Here is a 19,296-nt window from a genome sequence, read left to right as displayed (position 1 = left end):
CAGCGCAGGGCGCCAGGGGCAACCGCCCCCCGTTCGAGCATCGTTCAATGCCCGGCGGGCATGACTGCGCACGGCGGCCGCCGCTCCGGTCAGCGGGCCGGCTCCCGTACGGGGGCGTCGTGCCTGGCGTGCGCGATGAAGGCGCGGGCGGCGCGGCTGAGCGGCCTGCGGGCGTGCGCGATGCCCACCGGGCGCAGCAGGGGCGGGGTGAAGGAGCGGATCTCCGCCCGGCTGCCGAAGGCCCGTTGGACGACGTCCCGGTACCAGATGAGGGAGCCGCGTCCGTCCGTCACGCCGGTCACCCAGGCGAGGCGTTCGTCGACCTCCAGCGTGGGCACCGGGCGGACGCCCAGGCAGCTGAACATGGCCTCCAGCTCGGTGCGCCGGCCGGTTCCCGGCGTCGGGAGCACCATCGGGAGCCCGTCGAGGAGGCGGAACGACATCGGGTCGGGCAGCGCCGAACCGGCCGGGGAGATGAGCACCACCTCGCGCTCCTGCATGTAGTGCGTGGTGAGCTCCTTGTCGACCGGCAGGTCGACGAGGGCCAACTCAGCTCGCCCCTGGGTGAGTTCCTGGACGATGGTCTCGCGGCTGTCGTACTGCTGGAGCCTGACGTCGACGCCCGGGTGGCGTCGGGTGAAGGCCGGGACCAGGTCGGAGGCCAGGTCGAGGGCCAGGGTGGGGGTGGTGACGAGGGTGAGGACGGCCCGGGTGTCCCCGCAGTGCGGGGTCCCGATGTCGTCTATGGCCTCCACCGCGTCGAGCACGGTGCGGGCCAGCCGGACGACCCGGGCCCCTTCCGGTGTGAGGTCCACCCCCCTTCCCCGGCGGGCGAGGAGTTCGACGCCGAGGTCGCGTTCCATGGCCTGGACCGCCCGGGACAGGGCGGACTGGGCGACGAAGACCGCGGCCGCCGCGCCGGTGATGGAGCGGCAGTCCGCGACGGCGACGAGGTAGCGAAGCTGCGCGAGTGTGGGGGTCATGACCGGACGGTAACCTCGCGAGGTTGTACCCGTAAGAGCACATCGGGTGAACAAGCGTACGACTCGGTGGTGGCGTTCATGCCGGGTCGGTGACGAGGTATACCGGTGCGGCATGAGCCCGAGCGGCGCGGTCCGCGCGACCGCGCGCCGGGGGCGGTGCGCCGGTCCGGACAACGCCGCAGGCCACCGGCCGGGCGGGGGTGCCCGGCGGGGCCGGGCGCGGGGGCTCCGGAACGGTCCGGACGCCCGGTTGGGGCGAAACGCCCTCCTCCGCATGCCCGTTGACACTGCGGGGTGGCCACCGCACGATGCATCCCGGCGTCGGGGATTTAGACCACGGTTCGATCCCGCCCCTCTGTGGCGGGCAGCCCGACCGACGCACACGTCGCACAGTCGCACGCTCGCACACGCCTCATGCGTCTCGCACGTCCCGGCTCCGCCGTCTGCCGGGGGACTCCGCTCGTGGCACCGCTCCCCCGTCCTCCGCCCTGTACTGCGACATGTCACACAGCACTGGAAGAGGAGCGCCCGTGACCCCCCATCCCGAGCCGTCCCCGCGGCCCGAGCCGTCCCCCCAGTCCCCGCAGTCCCCCCAGTCCCCGCAGTCCCCCCAGAGCCCGCAAACCCTCCAGACCCCGGCGTCCTTGCGACCCGAGCCGTCCCCGCGGCCCGAGCCTTCCCCGCCCGGCGCCTCGTCCGCGCCCCCCGTGTCGTCCCCGCGACCCGCCTCCCGGGACCTGGTCGTCGCGGTCAGCCCGTTCGAGGAGCCGCACCCGCGGATCGTGACCGCCGCCGAACGGGCCGGAGCCCTCGGCCTGCTCGACCTCGGCCGGGACGAAGGCGCCGCGCGGCGCGGCCTCGCCGGGGTCGCCCGCGGGCTGCGCGGCGGCCGCCACGGGGTGCGGGTGCCCCCGGGCTGCCCCCTCGGGCCGCGGGACCTGCCCGCCGCGGTGGACACGGTGCTGCTCGCCGACCCCGGCGCGCACACCGCCGGGCGGGTGGCGGCCTGGGCGGCGGCCGAGGGACGGCCCCGGGTGTGGGCCGAGGTCACCGGCCCGGCGGAGGCGCTGGCCGCCGTGGCCGCCGGGGCGCGGGGCCTCGTCGCCAAGGGGCACGAGGCGGGTGGCCGGGTGGGCGGCGCCACCACCTTCGTGCTCCTCCAGCAGCTGCTCGCCGACCCCCGCCTCGCGGGAGTGCCCGTACGGGCGTACGGCGGGATCGGCCGGCACACCGCGGCGGCGGCCGTCGCAGGCGGGGCCGCCGGGGTCCTGCTCGACGTACAGCTCGCCCTGACGGCGGAGGGCGAACCCGGGCTGCCCGCCGAAGTCGCCGACGCCTTGCGGGCGATGGACGGTTCGGAGACCCGGATCGCGGACGGGCACCGCGTGTACTCCCGGCCGGGCCTGACCCCGCCAGAGGGACCGGTGGCCGCCCTGCTCGGCGCCCGGGACCTGCGCGGGCAGCTGCTGCCGGTCGGGCAGGACGGCGCCTCGGCGGCCCGGCTCGCCGCCCGCTACCGGACGACGGCGGGCGTGCTCCAGGCCGTACGGGCAGCCGTCAGCGGGCACCTGGAGGCAGCCGTACGGAGCCGGCCGCTCGGGCGGCCGCTGGCCGTCGCGCAGGGCCCGATGACCCGGGTCAGCGACCGGGCGGCCTTCGCCGCGGCGGTGGCCGCCGAGGGCGGGGTCCCGTACCTGGCGCTCGCGGTGATGGAGGGCCCGGACGTACGCCGGCTCCTCGCCGAGACCGCCGAGCGGCTGGGGGACCTCCCCTGGGGCGTCGGCCTGCTCGGCTTCGCCCCGCCCGAGCTGCGCCGGGAGCAGCTGGCGGCCGTCGCCGAGGTGCACCCCCCGTACGCCGTCATCGCGGGCGGCACTCCGGCGCAGGCGGCTCCGCTGGAGGCGGCCGGTACCCGGACCCACCTGCACGTGCCCTCCCCCGGGCTGCTGGAGCGGTACCTCGCCGAGGGGGCGCGGCGGTTCGTGTTCGAGGGGCTGGAGTGCGGCGGGCACGTGGGGCCGCGCGCCTCGTTCCCGCTGTGGGAGGAGCAGATCGAGCGGCTGCTCGCGTGCCCCGAACCGGAGGCGCTCGACGTGCTGTTCGCGGGCGGCGTCCACGACGCCCGCTCCGCCGCGATGGCGGCGGCGGCCGCCGCGCCGCTGGCCGATCGGGGGGCCCGCGTCGGCGTGCTGATGGGCACGGCGTACCTGTTCACCGCGGAGGCCGTGGCGGCCGGGGCGGTGCTGCCGCGCTTCCAGCGGGCGGCGGTGGAGTGCACGGAGACGGTGCTGCTGCGCACGGCCCCCGGCCATGCCACCCGCTGCGCGGCCACCCCGTACGCCGAGACCTTCGAGGCGACCCGGCTGCGCCTCGCGGAGAGCGGAGCGCAGCCCCGGGAGGTGTGGGAGGAGCTGGAGCGGCTCAACCTGGGGCGGCTGCGGATCGCCAGCAAGGGGCTGCGCCGGCCCGCGACCGGAACGGCGCGCACGACGGGGAGCCCTCCCGACGCCGGCGCGCAGGACCCGGCCGGGGCGTCGAGCGGAGGTCTGGAGGCCGTCGGGGAGGAACAGCAGTACGCGGACGGGCTGTTCATGCTCGGGCAGGCCGCCGCGCTGCGGTCCGGGACCACCACCGTGGCCGCTCTCCACGCGCAGGTCACCGACGGGGCGACCGGGCTGCTGGAGCGGCGGGCCCGCGCGCTGGCCGCGCCCGGGCCCGTGACGGCGGCCGCCGACCCGCTGGACATCGCCATCGTCGGCATGGCATGCGCGTACCCCGGAGCGCCGGACCTGGCCTCGTACTGGGCCCGGATCCTGGCGGGGGCGGACGCCGTCACCGAGGTGCCGGCCGAGCGCTGGGACCCCGCGCTCTACTACGACCCCGACCCGGCGCGGGCCGGAGAGCGGACCCCGTCCCGCTGGGGCGGTTTCCTCGGCCCCGTCCCCTTCGACGCCCTCGCGCACGGCATCCCGCCGGCCTCGCTGGCCGGGATCGAACCGGTCCAGCTGCTGGCCCTGGAGATCTCGGCGCGGGCGCTCGCGGACGCCGGGTACGACAAGGGCCGGGACTTCGACCGGTCCCGGACGTCGGTGGTCTTCGGCGCGGAGGCCGGCACCGAACTGGCCGGCGCCTACGGGCTGCGCGCGCTGCACCCGTCCTACCTGGGCGAGCTGCCGCCCGAGCTGGACGCGCAACTGCCCCGGCTCACCGAGGACTCCTTCCCCGGGGTCCTCGCCAACGTCATCGCCGGCCGGGTCGCCAACCGCCTCGATCTCGGCGGGGCGAACTGCACGGTCGACGCCGCCTGCGCCTCCTCGCTGGCCGCGCTGGACCTGGCCTGCCGGCAACTCCGCGACAAAGACAGCGACATGGTGCTGTGCGGCGGCGCCGACGTGCACAACGGCATCAACGACTACCTGCTGTTCTCCTCCGTCCGGGCCCTGTCCCCCGGCGGGCGGTGCCGGCCGTTCGACGCCGACGCCGACGGGATCGCCCTCGGGGAGGGGGTGGGAGCGCTCGTCCTCAAGCGGCTCGCGGACGCCGAGCGCGACGGGGACCGGGTGTACGCCGTCGTCAAGGCCGTCGGCGCCGCCAGCGACGGCCGGTCGCTGGGCCTGACCGCGCCCCGGCCGGAGGGGCAGCGGCGGGCACTGGAGAGGGCGTACGCGCGGGCCGGGATCACCCCGGGCGAAGTCGGCCTGGTGGAGGCGCACGGTACCGGGACGGTGGTCGGTGACCGGACCGAACTCACCGTGCTGACCGCGCTGTTCACCGCCTCGGGAGCGGCGCCGGGGGCCTGTGCGCTGGGTTCGGTCAAGTCCCAGCTGGGGCACACCAAGTGCGCGGCCGGGCTGGCCGGGCTGATCAAGGCGGCGCGGGCGGTCCACGCGGGCGTCCGGCCGCCGACCCTGCACCTGGAGACGCCGAACCCGGCGTGGCGGGCGCGGAGCAGTCCCTTCTTCTTCGACACCGAGGCCCGGCCCTGGGCGGCGCCCCCGGGGCGGCGCATCGCGGGCGTGAGCGCCTTCGGCTTCGGCGGAACCAACTACCACGCCGTGCTGGCCGGTTACGACGGCGCGGAGGAGCCGGCGCACGGCGTTGAGGAGTGGCCCGCCGAGCTGTTCTGCTTCCGCGGTCAGGACCGGCGCGCCGCCGGCCGCGCCATGGCCCGGCTCGCGGCCCGGCTGGAGGAGAACGACGCGGCCGGGCGGCCGTGGACGCTGCGGGACCTCGCCGCGGAGACCGCCGCCGGGCCGGGTGTGATCCGGGTCGCGGTCGTGGCCGCCGACCTGGACGAACTGGCGGCTCGGCTGGAACGGGCGCGGGCGTTCGCCGCCGGCGCGGGGGTCCACGTACGGGAGGAGTCGGCCGACCCCGGGCGGGTGGCTTTCCTCTTTCCCGGGCAGGGCAGCCAACGCACGGGCATGCTAGGCGAGTTGTTCATGGCTTTCCCCGCGCTGCGGACGCTGCTGGACGAGGCCCCGGACACGGTGGTGTCCGCGGTGTTCCCGCCGTCGGCCTTCACCCCCACGGAGCGCGCGGCGCAGCGGGCCGCGGTCACCGACACCCGGGTGGCGCAGCCGGCCCTGGGGCTGGCCGGATCGGCTGCGCACCGGCTGCTCGGGGCGCTCGGTGTCCGGCCCGACTGCGTGGCCGGGCACTCGTACGGGGAACTGACGGCGCTCTGGGCGGCAGGCGCGTACGACACCGGCACCCTGCTGCGGCTGAGCGCGTGCCGCGCCGAGGCGATCGTGGCGGCCGCCGGGGCGGACCCGGGAACGATGGCAGCGGTGGCGGCCGCCCCGGAGGAGGTGCGGGAGATCGCCGCCCGCGCCGGGTGCGCGGTGGCGAACCACAACGCGCCGCGGCAGTGCGTGGTCTCGGGCACGACGGCGGCGGTGACCGGGGCGGTGGCCGCGCTGCGGGCCGCGGGCCTGACGGCGGAGCCCATCCCGGTGGCCTGCGCCTTCCACAGCCCGGTGGTGGCGGGGGCGAGCGCGGCGCTCGCCGCGGAACTGGCCGCGACGGAGCTGCGACCGGCCGCCGTGCCCGTCTGGTCGAACACGACGGCCGGGCCGTACCCGGAGGCGGCCGAGGACGTACGGGGCCTGCTGGCGCGGCAGTTGGCGGAGCCGGTGCGGTTCGCCGAGCAGGTGGAGGCGATGTACGCGGCCGGGGTCCGCACCTTCGTGGAGGCGGGCCCGGGGCGGGTCCTGAGCGGCCTGGTCGGCCGCATCCTGCGGGGGCGGCCGCACACGGCGGTCCCGCTGGACGTGCCCGGCGAACACGGTCTGGTCCGGCTGGTGTCGGCGCTGGCGGAGCTGGCGGCGGCGGGCGTGCCGGTCGCGCCGGAGGCCCTGTTCCGAGGCCGCACCGGCAGGCTCCCGGAGCGGGCCCCGCGCCGCCCGGGCTGGCTGGTCGACGGCCACCTCGTCCGCACGGCGGACGGCACCCCGGTCGCCGGCGGGCTCCAGCCGGCCCGCCGCGTCCTCCCGGCGGCGGAACCGCCGGCTTCGGGACTGCCGGCTTCGGGACTGTCCGCTTCCGCTCAACCGGCGGTTGGGATGACGGCCCCGACCGCCGGGGCGGCCGCTGCGGCCGAGCCCGCGGCCACGCTGCCGGCCGCGGCACCGCGCGTGACCGGCGCGGCTCCGGCCGACGGCCACCGGGAAGCGGCGGTCATGGAGTACCTCCGCGGCTCGCGCGCGCTGGTCGAGGCGCAGCGGGACGTCCTGCTCGGCTATCTCGGCGCGGCTCCCGGCGGCCGGGCCGCGACGTCACCGGCGGACGCGGCGCCCGCGGTGGACGCGGTGGACGCGGTCGTCACGGGGGACGCGGCGCGCAGCATCGGAGTACCGGTTTCCGCGGCGGCACCGGAGGCCCCGGTGCACGAGGCACGGCCCGCGCCGGCCGATGCTCCGGCCGGTGCTCCGGCCGCCCCGGGTCCGCGCTCCGCCGAGGAGGTGATGGACGTGGTGCTGGAGATCGTCCATGTCCGGACCGGATACCCCAGGGAGATGCTCGACCCCGAACTCGACCTGGAGGCGGACCTGTCCGTGGACTCCATCAAGCGCGTCGAGATCATCGGCGCCCTGGCCGACCGGATCGGTCTCCCCCAGGACCCCGGCGGCTCCGCCGAGTCGGCGGTCGAGGAGCTGTCCCGGATCAAGACCCTGCGCGGGATCGTCGAGTGGGTCACCTCGCGCACCCCTGCCCCCGCGCCACCCGTACGACCGCGGCCGGCGGTCACGACACCGACGCCAACACCGGCACCGGCACCGGCACCGGCAGCAGCGCCGGCGGTCGGCCGGCTGCGGGTGGACGTGCTGCCCGCGCCGGCCCCCGCCGGGGACCCGGGGGCCCTGCGCGGCCTGCGCGTCGGGATCGTCGGCGACGGCCAGGGTGTCGCACTCGCGCTCGGCGGTGCCCTGCGGTCGCACGGCGCCGAGGTGCACCTCCTCGGCGAGGCGGCGGCCGGGTACGACGGGATCGTGGACCTGTCCGCACTGCGGGCCGGGGCCGAGCCCGTACTCCCCGAGGCCTTCCCGGGGTTGCAGCGCGCCCTGACCGGCGGCGTGCCCCGGCTGCTCCTCGTCACCGCGCACGGCACGCCGGGCGCGGGCCTGCACGGCTTCGCCCGCAGCTGCGCCCTGGAGTTCCCGGGGCGGCTCGTCCGCGCGGTGGAGGTCCATCCCAAGGAGGACCCGGAGCGGATCGCGGCGCAGCTCCTGGCCGAGCTGGGCTGTGCCTGCGAAGCCGGCCGCGACTGCTCCGACGGCTCCAACGGCCCGGCGGCGAACGGGACGACCCCCGCGACGACCGGCGGAACGACCGGCGGCACGGACCGTGCCGGGGGCGCCGCCGCGGACGGCCCGGCCTCCGTCGGGTACACCGCCGAAGGGGTACGGGTCACCCGGACCCCGGTCCCCGCACCGCTGCCGCGGACCGGGCCCGGGGTAGCGCCGCTCGCCCCGGGTTCCGTGGTGCTGCTCACCGGCGGGGGCCGCGGGATCACCGCGCGGACGGCGCTCGCCCTGGCCCGGTCCGCCCCCGGATGCCACGTCGAGCTGATCGGACGTACGCCCGAACCCCCGCCGGACGGCGACGGGTTCGGCCAGGCCCTCGACCGGGTGGCGCTGCGGGCCGCGCTGATCGCCACCGGTCTGCGAACGCCCGCCGAGATCGAGGCGGCGGCCTCGCGCGTCCTGGCCGCGCGCGAGGTCCGGGCCGGCCTCGCGGCTCTGCGGGCGGTGGCCGCCTCCGTCCGCTACCACTGCGCGGACGTCACGGACGAGCGGGCGGTACGGGACGTCGTGGCCGGCGTGCGGGCCCGCCACGGCCGGCTCGACGGCATCGTCCACGGGGCCGGGATCCTGCGCGACGGGCTGCTGTGCGACAAGGCGCCCGAGGCGTTCGCCGAGGTGTTCCGCACGAAGGTGACCGGTGCCCGCCACCTGGCAGCCGCGGCCGCCGAGCACGGGCCGGTGCCCCCACCCCGCTTCCTGGTCCTGTTCGGCAGCGTCGCGGGCGTGTACGGCAACCGGGGCCAGAGCGACTACGCCGCGGCGAACGACGCCCTCGACGGGCTCGCGCGCGCCTGGGCGGAGTCCTTCCCGGGGCGCGTGCTGTCCGTGGACTGGGGTCCCTGGGCGGCGGAGTCCGGCGGGATGGTCACCCCCGAGCTGGAGCGGGCGTACGCGCGGCGCGGGATTGCGCTGATCGCGCCGGAGGCGGGCACCGAGGCGCTCCTCGCCGAACTCACGTACGGGGACGACGTACAGGTGGTCCTGATGGCCGGGGAGGGCGGGGGCCGTGGCTGACGACCGGGGCCGACACGGTCCGCGCCCGACGGACGCGGCGATCGTCGGGATGGGCGCGGTGTTCCCCGGTGCGGGGGACCTGGCCGCCTACCGCCGCAACCTCCTGGCCGGTACGGACTGCATCGGCGACGTCCCGCCCGGGCGCTGGGACCCGGAGGTGTACTACGACCCGGGCGGCGCGGCCGGGCCGGCCGTCGGCGACCGGTTCTACTGCCGGCGCGGCGGGTTCGTGGACGGGCTCGCCGCCTTCGACCCGACCCGGTTCGGGATCATGCCGGCCGCGGTGGAGGGCGCCGAGCCGGACCAGATGCTGGCCCTGCACGCCACGGCCGAGGCAGTCGCGGACGCGGGCGGGGACTCACGGCTGCCGGCCGACCGCGCGCGGATCGGGGTGGTGCTGGGGCGCGGCGGCTTCATGGGCGTGGCCACCGCCCGGCTCGACCAACGCGTGCGCACCGCGCACCAGTTGGCGCAGACCTTACGGGATCTCGTGCCCGAACTGGGCGAGCGGCGGATCGCCGCGGTGCGGTCGGCGTTCCAGGAGGCGCTGGGCCCGGAGCGGCCGGACGCGTCGATCGGTCTCGTGCCGAGCTTCACGGCCGCCCGGACGGCGAACCGGCTGGACTTCCGGGGCCCCGCCTACACCCTGGACGCTGCCTGCGCGTCCTCGCTGCTGGCGGTGGACCAGGCGGTGGGGCTGCTGGCCGGCGGCCGCTGTGACGCCGTGGTGGCGGGGGCGGTGCACCACTGCCACATCGCCACGCTGTGGAGCGTGTTCACGCAGCTGCGGGCGCTGAGCGCGACCGAGCGGATCCGGCCGTTCGACCGGCGGGCCGACGGGACCCTGCTGTCCGAGGGCACCGGGGTGGTGCTGATGAAACGGCTGGCGGACGCGGAACGGGACGGCGACCGGATCTACGCGGTGGTCCGGGGCACCGGAGTGGCCGGTGACGGCCGGGCGGCCAGCCTGATGAGCCCCCTCGTCGCGGGCCAGGTACGGGCGCTGGAGCGGGCCTGGCAGGACGCAGGCCTCGATCCCCGGGCGGCCGGCGCGTTGGGGCTGCTGGAGGCGCACGGCACGGGCACCCCGGTCGGTGACACGGCCGAACTGGACACCCTGGCCCAGGTGTTCGGTCCTCCGGAGGCGGGCGGCCGGGGCATCGGCTTCGGCTCGGTGAAGTCGATGCTCGGGCACACCATGCAGGCCTCCGGCATGGCCGGTCTGATCAAGGCCGCGCTCGCGGTGCACGAGGGGGTGCTGCCGCCCACCCTGCACCTGGAGGAGCCGCACCCCGGTCTCGCCCGGACCCGGATGCGGCCGGTGACGGCGGCGGAGCCGTGGGAGCGCGGCCCGGCGCCCCGCCGGGCCGGGGTCAACGCCTTCGGCTTCGGCGGGATCAACGCCCACGTGGTGTTGGAGGAGGCTCCCGGCGCCGCCCGCCCGGCCGTTCCCGTACGGCGCTTCCTGCCGCTGGGCGCCCCGGCCGCGCCGGTGGGGCCGGCGGCGCGGGAGGACGTCCTGCTGATGGCGGCGGACCACCCGGCCGAGCTGGCGGCCCGGCTGGCCGCCGGGGCCCCGGTGTCCGGCGGGGACGGGCCGTGCCGGCTCGCCGTGGCCGGGCCGACGCCTCAGCGGCTCGCGCTGGCGGCGAAGGTCGTGGCGCGCGGCCGGCCCTGGCGGGGGCGCGGGGAGGTGTGGTTCGCGCCGGAGCCGCTGGGCGGCCGGGTGGCGTTCCTCTTCCCCGGCCTGGAACCGGAGTTCACCCCCGTCCTGGACGACGTCGCGGACCGGCTCGGCCTGGACCGGCCCCGGCTGACCCGGGACGGGGCGCTGGAACGGCGGGCGCTGGACGCGATCGCCACGGGCCGGTTCTTCGCCCGGGCGCTGCCCGCGGTGGGGATCGGGGCCGACGTGCTCGCGGGCCACAGCCTGGGCGAGTGGGCGGCGATGGTCGCGGGCGGAATGTATCCGCAGGACGCGGCCGACACGTTCCTGGACTCCCTGCGGCCCGGCTCGGTGAAGGTGCCGGACCTGGTGTACGCGGCGCTGGGGTGTGGCGCCCGGCGCGCGGAGGCGGCGCTGCACGGCCTGGACCGGGTGGTGGTCAGCCACGACAACTGCCCGCACCAGTCGGTGGTGTGCGGAGACCCCGGCCAAGTGGCGGATGTGGTGGGCCGGTTGCGGGCCGAGGGGGTGCACGGCCAGGAACTCCCGTTCCGGTCGGGCTTCCACACCCCGATGTGGGAGCCGTACCTCGGCCAGGTCCGCGCCGCCTTCGGCCGACTGCCGCTGCGGCCCGGCACCCTGCCCGTCTGGTCCGCGACGACCGGGGCGCCGTTCCCGGCCGCGCCGGACGCGGTGCGGGAGCTGGTGGTCCGCCACCTGCTGGAGCCGGTGCGGTTCCGCGAGCTGGTGCTGCGGCTGTACGAGGACGCGGGGGTGCGCACCTTCGTCACCCTGGGCCCGGGGGGCCTGCCGGGGTTCGTCGAGGACACCCTGCGCGAGCGGCCCCACCTGTCGGTCTCCACCGCCTCTCCCCGGCTGCCGGGCCTGGCGGCGCTGCGGCGCACCTGCGCGGCCCTGTGGGCCGAGGGGCTCGAACCGCGCTGGGACCTGGTGTCGGCGTGCCCGGTGGCGCCGGCGTCCCGGCCCGGAGACGCCACGGCGCCGGGCGCACGCCCGGCCGGCCCTGCTCCGGGAGACGGCGCTCCTGCTCCGGCCGGCGCCGCTCCGGCCGGTCCGGCCCCGGCCGGGCGGGTGGTGCCGCTCGACCTCGGTTCGCCGCTCGTCCGCCTCGGCGCGGAGGCCCGTACCGCCCTGGGCGGCCTGCGAACGGCCCCGCCGGGAGCCTCCGCGCCGCCGGGACCGGCCGTGCCCCGGCCCGTGCTGCTGTCCGCGCTCGACGCGGTCCTCGACGACGCCCGCTCGGCCGCCCTGAGCGTCACCGAGGCCTGGTCGGCCGCGCCCCCGCCGCGGCCGGCTCCGGTGGAGGCGCCCGTACCCGTACGGATGCCCGTACCGGCCGGGGCCCCGCGCGTGGAGCGGCTGCGCCTCTCGCTCGCCGCACTGCCCTGCGTACGGGACCACTGCGTGTACCTCCAGCCCGACGGCTGGGCGGAGGACTCCGACCGGTTCCCCGTCGTCCCGATGACCACCATGCTGGAGCTCGCGGCCGGGGCCGCCCTGCGGCACGCCCCGCCCGGCCTGCGCGTCGTCGGCCACGAACAGGTGCGGGCCCTGCGGTGGCTCCCGGTCGAACCGGCCGTCGACGTCGACGTCACCGTCCGGGACGACGGCCCGGGCCGGGTACGGGTCTCCCTCGGCGGATACGCGGACACCGTCGTCCTGCTCGCCGCCCGGTACGGGGAGCTGCCCGCACCCGACCCGGCCCCGCTGTCCGATCCGGGTCCGGCTCCGGTCAGCGCCGAGGCGCTCTACCGGGACCGGTGGATGTTCCACGGGCCGCGGTTCGCCGGGGTCCACGAGGTCCGGACGGTCGGCTCGGACGGCATCGAGGGCGTGCTGCGGGCGCTCCCCGATCCGGGGGCGCTGCTCGATGCCGCCGGGCAGTTGTTCGGCCACTGGATGCAGCTGCGGCTCCCCGTGGACCGGCTGGTGTTCCCGGCCACCGTGGACCGCGTCCGGTACGCCGGTCCCCCGCCGGCGCCGGGCGAACTGGTCGGCGCCACGGCCCGCATCCGCGAGGTCCGCGAGCTGACCGTCCGCGGCGACCTGGAGCTGCGGCGCGCGGACGGCGGGGTGTGGGCCCGGATCGACGGCTGGACGTACCGCCGGTTCGGGGCCGACGAACGGGTCTGGCCGATGAAGTTCACCCCCGAGGTGTGCGGCATCGGTGAACCGCAGCCCGCGGGCTGGTGCCTGGCCCGGCGCCGCTGGACCGACCCGGCCTCGCAGGAGCTGGTGATGCGCCGCTACCTCGGGGCCACCGAGCGCGTCGCCTACGAGCGGCTGGCGCCGCGGGCCCGGTCGCCCTGGCTGCTGGGCCGTATCGCCGCCAAGGACGCGCTGCGCGGACTCCTGTGGGAGGGCGGGGCGGGGCCGGTGTTCCCGGCGGAGGTGCCGGTCGGCAACGATCCGGCGGGCCGGCCCCTGGCCGGGGGGCCGCTGGTCGGGGGGTTCCGGCTGTCGATCGCGCACAAGGACCGCGTCGCGGTGGCCCTCGCCCATCCGTCCCTGGACGTCGGGATCGACGTGGAGCCGGTGACCGGGGACCCCGGCGCGCTGGTCCGCGTCGCGCTCGGGCCGGACGAACTCCGGCTCGCCGAGGACCTGGCCGCCCGCGAGGGCACCGGCCTGCCGGCCGCGCTGACCGCCCTGTGGTGCGCCAAGGAGGCGGCGGCCAAGGCCGCGGGTACGGGGCTCGGCGGCCGGCCGCGCGACTGGCGGGTGGCCCGGGACCCGGACTCCGGCTTACTGCGCGTGCTGTCCCCCGACGGGCACCCCCGCCCGGTCCGCACCGCCCTCGTCGGGGGCCCGCCCGCCGACCACGTCGTCGCCTGGACCGCCCACCCCGCGGCGGCGCCCCCCGTCCCCTTCCACCTCACGGAGACCAGTCATGGCAGCTGACATCCTCGCCGAGATCACCGGCATGCTCGTGGAGATCGTCGGTGACGAGTACCTCCTCGCGGACGAGGTCACGATGAAGACGACGTTCAACGAGGACCTGGCCCTGGAGAGCATCGAGTTCGTGGCCCTCGCGGAGCTGCTCCACCAGCGCTACGGCTCCCGCGTCGACCTGATGGGCTTCCTCGCCGAGAAGGACATGGACGCCATCCTCGCCATGTCCGTCGGTGAACTCGTCACCCACATAGGCCGGATCACCCACGCCTCCCTCGCCCGGAACCCGGCCGCCCCGGGATCCCCCACCCGGACCACGCCCGGCGCCGGCTCCCCCACCCCGACCGCGCCCGGCGCAGGCTCCCCCACCCCCACCCCCACCCCGACCGCGGCCGGACCCGGTTCCCCCGCCCGGAGCCCGGCCGGCCCCGACTCCCTCGCCCGGACCGCGGCGGGTGCCTCCGGCGCGCCTGCCACGGACGGCTGAGCCGCCGTGGCCTTCGTCCCGGCGGGCCCGGTCCGCTTCCACGTCCAGCAGCCGCCCGCCGTCGGCCCCGACCACCCGCGCCGCCCCGTGGTCGTGTTCCTGCACGGGCTGGTCGTCGACAACCTGTCATCCTTCTACTGCCCGCTGGCCGTCCCCGTCGCCCTGGCCGGACACCGGACCGTCCTCTACGACCTGCGCGGCCACGGCCGCACCGAACGCCCGCCCACCGGCTACGACACCGGGACCGCCGTACGCGACCTCTTCGCGCTGCTCGGCGCCCTGGACCTCGGGCGGCGCCCCGTGCACCTGGTCGGCAACAGCTACGGCGGGACGCTCGCCCTGCACGCCGCCCTCGCCCGGCCCGACCGGGTCGCGGGGCTCACCCTCCTCGAACCCCTCCTCGACGGGGCCTGGACGGAGAACATGGTGGACACCCTGTCGGCGGCCGCGCTCAGCCTGGAGGACAGCCCGGTCCCCGCCGAGCTGCTCACCCTGCGCCTGCGCAAGGCCGCCCACCTCACGGCTATCGCCGACGACCTGCTCAACCGCACCTCCCTCATCGACGACGTGGCGGCCGGCCGCACCTTCACCCCGGCGGACTACGCCCAACTGGCCTGCCCGCTGCTGATTGTGTGCGGGCAGCACTCCGAACTGGTCCCGGGTGCGCGGGAGCTGGCCCGCCACGCCCCTCGGGCGGCCCGGCTGGAGATCCTCCCGGGGCTGGGCCACGACGTGCTGAAGGAGAGCAGCGGAGTGCTGCGGGCGGCCGTCCTCGCCCACCTCGACGCGACGGCCGCGGCGGCCGTGCGGGCGGCGGCGCGGCCGCGGGCGGGAGCGTCGGCCCGATGAGGGTGCTCTTCACGGTGCCGCCGCTGGCGGGGCACGTCAATCCGACCGTGGCGGTCGGTGCCGAACTGGCCGCCCGGGGCCACGAGATCGCCTGGACCGGGCCGGCCGGCGCGCTGGCCCGGCTGCTGCCGGCGCAGGCCCGCGTCCTGCCGGCCGGGGAGGAGACGGGCGGCGGGTACGCGCTGCTGCACGCCCGCTGGCGCGATCTGCGCGGGGTCGGCGCGCTGCGCTTCCTGTGGGAGGAGGCGCTCGTCCCTCTGGCCCGGGCGATGGTGCCGGGAGTGACGGAGGCGGTCCGCTCCTTCCGGCCGGATCTGGTGGTCGCCGATCAGCAGGCCCTCGCCGGGCCGCTGGCCGCGCGGCGGCTCGGGGTGCCGTGGGTGACCTCCGCCAGCACCTCCGCCGAACTCACCCGTCCCTTCGCCGACTTCCCGAAGGTCGGGGAGTGGGTGGCGGGCCAGGTGTCCGGCCTGCTCGAGGAGTGCGGTGCCGGCGCCCGGGGTGCGGTCGCGGACTGGGACCCGCTCTTCTCCGACCGCTTGGTCCTGGTGTTCTCCAGCCGTGAACTGGTGGGCCCGGACGAGGAGTTCCCGTCGCACTATGCCTTCGTCGGCCCCGCCTTCGGCGCCCGGCCGGCCGCGCCCGGATTCCCGTGGTGGCGGCTGGACCCGGGCCGGCGCCGGGTCCTCGTATCGCTGGGCACCCTCAACCAGGAGGCCGGCGGCCGGTTCTACGGCGCCGTGCTCGGCGCCGCCGAACGGCTGGCCGGGGAGGTCCAGCTGGTGCTCGCGGCCCCGGCCGCGCTGGTGGGGGCCGTCGCGCCGGGCGGGTCGGTGCCCGCGAACGTCCTGCTCAGGGAGAGCGTGCCGCAGCTGGAGCTGCTGCCGCACCTGGACGCCGTGGTCTGCCACGGCGGGCACAACACCGTGTGCGAGTCCCTCGCGCACGGGCTGCCGCTGGTCGTCGCGCCGATCCGCGACGACCAGCCCATCGTGGCCCGGCAGGTCGTCGCGGCCGGCGCCGGGGTCCGGGTGCGGTTCGGCCGGACCCGGGCCGAGGAACTGCGCGACGCGCTCACGGCCGTGCTGGACGAACCCGGCCCCCGCCGGGGCGCCCGGCGGATCCAGGCCTCATTCGCCGCGGCGGGCGGTGCCGCCGCCGCGGCCGACCGGTTGGAGAAGCTGCTATGACGCCATCCCCGCTCGTCCCGGGCCGAGGCCGCCCGCCGGTCCGGATCCCGTGGACCTCCGCGGCGCTGCTGGCCGTGCTCGGTGCGGGCACCGTACGGGCCGGCCGCAGACTGCGGGCCGTTGCGGTGCTGCCCCTGCCGCCGGCGGGTACGGCCTCCGGGGTCCCGCGGGCCTCCGGCTGGCGGCTGCTGACGGCCCGCGGCGTCGAGGCGGACGCCGCCACCTTCCTCGCCGCGTGCGCCCACGCCGACCGGGAGGGTCTCGCCGTACTGGACCTGCTGCCGGGGGACCTCGGCGCCGAGCGGGCGCTGGGGCTGCTGCGGCTGGTCGATCCCGCCCGCTACCGGGAGGACCGCCTCGGCGAGGGCCGGGGCGCCGGGTACGCCGTGCTCGTGTCCGACGGGGTGCTGGCGCGGGCCGGGGTGGATCCCGCCGGGCCGGCGCCCGAGCCCGTACGGCTCCTGGAGCTGATCCGGCGGCTGAAGGAGTACGCCCCCGGCGCCACGGGGCTGGCCATCGCCCCGGGGCTGAGCTGCGGTCGGGCCGCGGCCGACGGGCCGGGCGGGGTGAACGGGGCGGTCCGGGCGGCCGAACTGCGGGCCCAGGGGCTGCCGCCGGGGGCGCTGGCCGCCGCGCAGCTGGCCGGGCTGGCCCTGCTGGCGGGCGTCGCCGTACGGCAGGGCCGGTGGGGGGCGGCCGCGGCGGGGCTGTACTGGCTCCAGCCGTACCTGGCCCTCGGCGGCCCGGGCACCCCGCTGCGCCCGGCGGATCTGGCGCCGGCGACCGCGGCCCGGCCGGTGCGCTCCCTCGGCACGGCCCTGCGTACCGCGGCGGCCGTCGCCCGGACCACCGGGGCGGGGGCGGCGGACGAGGCGGCGGACGGGACGCGGGCCGCCGCGTACCGGGCCGAACTGGCCGCCGGTACCGAACGGTTCCTGGAGGCGAGGCGGCCGGACTGTCCGTGGTGCGGCTCCCGGGAGCTCTCGGTACGGGTCCGGGTGCCGGACCTGCTCCAGGGGAAGCCGGGCCGGTTCACGCTGGAGGGGTGCGGGGACTGCGGGCACGTCTTCCAGAACCCCCGGCTGAGCCCGGAGGGGCTGGAGTTCTACTACCGCGACTTCTACGACGGGCGGGGCGGCGAGGGCGCCGGCACGGTCTTCGGGCGGCTCGGCGCCGCCTACCGGGGCCGGGCCGAGATGTTGAGGCCGCACACGGTCCCGGGGTCCTGGCTCGACGTCGGAACGGGCCACGGGCACTTCTGCAACGCGGCGCGGGCCGTCTGGCCCGGCACCCGGTTCGACGGGCTGGACATGGGCGACGGCGTTCGGGGAGCGGAGCGGCGCGGCTGGGTGGAGACGGGCTACCAGGGCCAGTTCCCGGAGTTCGCCGAGAAGCTGGCCGGCCAGTACGAGGTGGTGAGCATGTACCACTACCTGGAGCACACCCGGGACCCGTTCGCGGAACTGGACGCGGCGGCCGCCGTCCTCGCCCCCGGCGGGTTCCTGGCCATCGAACTCCCCGACCCCGAATCGCGCATGGCCCGGCTGCTCGGCCCGGCCTGGCTTCCGTGGTTCCAGCCGCAGCACCAGCACCTCATCCCGGCGGGGAACCTGCGCGAGGCGCTGGCGGACCGGGGCTTCACGGTCCTCGCCGAGGAGCACGGGCCGGCCCACCAGGGCAACGACTTCTTCGGCGCCGTGGCCCTGACGACGACCCGGCTGGCCCCGGACCCGGACCGGCCGTGGGCTCCCGCCACCGGTCCGGGCGGGCGGGCCCTCGCCCGCGCCGTACGGGCCGCCGCACTGCCCTGCTTCGTCGGCGCGGCGGTGCTCGACGCGCTGCGCTCGGCGGCGGCCCGGCGCGCGGACGGCGGCAACGCCTACCGCCTGCTGGCCCGCAAGGCCCCCCGATGACCCGGCTCCCGGCCCCCCGGCCCCCCGGAGGCACGGCGGCGCCCGGGCCCGGGGAGGGTGCCGTGCCCCCCCTGGCGGCCCGGCCCGGGCCGGGCCGCGCGGGCCGGGCCGCCGCGGACCCGGCGGGCCCGGCCGGGCCCGCCCCCCGCCACCCGGCGCCGGGCCCCACCGAAGGCACCCCGAACCGCCCGGAGCCCGGCGGGGGCGCCGGGGGCGCTGGGGCCGCCGGGGACCCTAGGTACGACAGGGGCGCTGGGTACGACGGGGGCACCGAGGCCACCGGGGGCGCTGAGGCCGCCCGGGGCGCTGGGGGCACTAGGGCCCCCGGGTCCGCCGCGACCACCAGGTACGACAGGGCCCCCGGGTCCACCGGGGACGACGGGGCCAAAGGGGCCACAGGGCCCACAGGGTCCACAGGGTCCACAGGGGACGGCGGGGACGGCGGGGGCACCGGGTACGACAGGGGCGCTGGGGCCACCCGGGGCGCTGGGGGCACTAGGGACACCAGCTACGCCGGGGGCACCGGGTACGACAGGGCAGCGGGGGCAGCCGGGGGCGCCGAGGGCGGGATCGCGCGGCGGGCCACCGCCGACCCGTTGTTCCGGCTCGTCGCCTACGCCCTGGAGTCCGCGCACGGCCGGCCCCCGGCCGCCGTCTGGAGCGCCCCGTACGCCTTCCACCTGGACTCCCCCGGAGTGGTCGCGGCGGCCGGCTGGCCGGTGGCCGCGGCCGCGGCGCCGCGCACCGACGGCCTGGTGCGGCTCAGCTCGCTCGCCCACCCCGCGGACAGCTGCGACGTACCGCTGGCCCTGACCGGACCGCCGCCGGACACGCCCGCCTGGGCGGTGCGGCCGTACGCCCTGCTGCGTGCCCTCGCCCGGGCCGGGTTCGGGCGCGGCGGGACCGACCTGCACGTTCAGGGCTCGCTCACGGCGGCCGCCGGGCTGGCCACGGCGGAGCCCGCGGACTGCGCGCTGGCGCTGGCCGTGGCCGACGTCCACACGCCGGCGGGCGTGGAGCCCGACCGCGCGCACCTCGCCCGCCTGCTGGCCCGGGCTCTGCCCGACGGGGACGCGGCGCTGCGCCGGGCGGCGCTGTTCGCCCGCCCGGGCGAAGCCGTGCTGCCGGGCCGGGACGCCCGGCCCCCGCGATACGTCGCCTTCGACCCGGCGGCCACGCGGGACCGCCTGGTGCTGATGGCGGTACGCGGCCGCTCGGGCGGCGCAGACCGGCGGGCGGAGCTGGCCCGGGCGGTGGCCTGCGCCAGGCGCGCCGGAGCCCTGCGCGCCTGGCCGCCCGGCCCGCGGCCGGGGAGCGGCGTGCTGGTGCTGCTGCCCGAGGCACGGCTGGCGGCGGTGCGCACCGCCGTCGCGGCGGAGTTCCGCGAACGGGGGCGACCCGTACCGCGGTTCCTGAACATCGCCGTGGCCGGCCCGGCCCGCCGCGAGCAATAGCGGCCGGCCACCCCGCGGCGG

At 78.1% G+C, this 19,296-nt stretch carries 8 protein-coding genes; 7 read left to right on the top strand and 1 reads right to left on the bottom strand.

The annotated features are described in order from the left end of the window. Nucleotides 1–89 precede the first annotated feature (89 nt). Nucleotides 90–983 carry a LysR family transcriptional regulator gene (locus OTB16_RS21510; protein ID WP_267722054.1) on the bottom strand — a complete coding sequence of 298 codons (894 nt, stop codon included), beginning with the start codon at nt 981–983 and terminating at the stop codon, nt 90–92. A 707-nt stretch (nt 984–1,690) separates the two neighbouring features. Between OTB16_RS21510 and OTB16_RS21505 the strand changes: the two genes are divergently transcribed. The 7 genes from OTB16_RS21505 (at nt 1,691) to OTB16_RS21475 (ending at nt 19,275) form a co-directional block, all read left to right on the top strand. After that, nucleotides 1,691–8,803: a type I polyketide synthase gene (locus OTB16_RS21505; protein ID WP_267722053.1), complete on the top strand. Its 7,113-nt coding sequence runs from the start codon at nt 1,691–1,693 to the stop codon at nt 8,801–8,803. Then, entirely contained in the window at nt 8,796–13,391 is a 4,596-nt protein-coding gene (locus tag OTB16_RS21500) for a type I polyketide synthase (RefSeq protein ID WP_267722051.1), read from the top strand. The genes OTB16_RS21505 and OTB16_RS21500 overlap by 8 nt, the downstream gene beginning before the upstream one ends. Then, complete coding sequence (locus OTB16_RS21495; RefSeq protein ID WP_267722050.1) at nt 13,381–13,869, top strand: acyl carrier protein; 489 nt, start codon at nt 13,381–13,383, stop codon at nt 13,867–13,869. Before OTB16_RS21500 ends, OTB16_RS21495 begins: the two co-directional genes overlap by 11 nt. A gap of 6 nt (nt 13,870–13,875) precedes the next feature. After that, nucleotides 13,876–14,718, top strand: coding sequence for an alpha/beta fold hydrolase (locus OTB16_RS21490; protein WP_267722049.1), 843 nt, complete (start codon nt 13,876–13,878; stop codon nt 14,716–14,718). Next, the gene (locus OTB16_RS21485; protein ID WP_267722048.1) at nt 14,715–15,908 is read left to right on the top strand and encodes a glycosyltransferase; all 1,194 of its coding nucleotides are present in this window, start codon (nt 14,715–14,717) and stop codon (nt 15,906–15,908) included. The genes OTB16_RS21490 and OTB16_RS21485 overlap by 4 nt, the downstream gene beginning before the upstream one ends. Then, on the top strand, nt 15,905–17,821 hold the full coding sequence (locus OTB16_RS21480; RefSeq protein ID WP_267722046.1) for a class I SAM-dependent methyltransferase: 1,917 nt from the start codon (nt 15,905–15,907) through the stop codon (nt 17,819–17,821). Before OTB16_RS21485 ends, OTB16_RS21480 begins: the two co-directional genes overlap by 4 nt. A gap of 596 nt (nt 17,822–18,417) precedes the next feature. Continuing rightward, entirely contained in the window at nt 18,418–19,275 is an 858-nt protein-coding gene (locus tag OTB16_RS21475; protein WP_267722044.1) for a galactokinase, read from the top strand. Nucleotides 19,276–19,296 lie beyond the last annotated feature (21 nt).

It is taken from the genome of Streptomyces antarcticus (genome assembly GCF_026627255.1).
Classification (GTDB): Bacteria; Actinomycetota; Actinomycetes; order Streptomycetales; family Streptomycetaceae; genus Streptomyces; species Streptomyces antarcticus.
The sequence above is the reverse complement of the archived record's forward strand: the minus strand, read 5'-3'. Positions and strand labels throughout refer to the sequence as shown.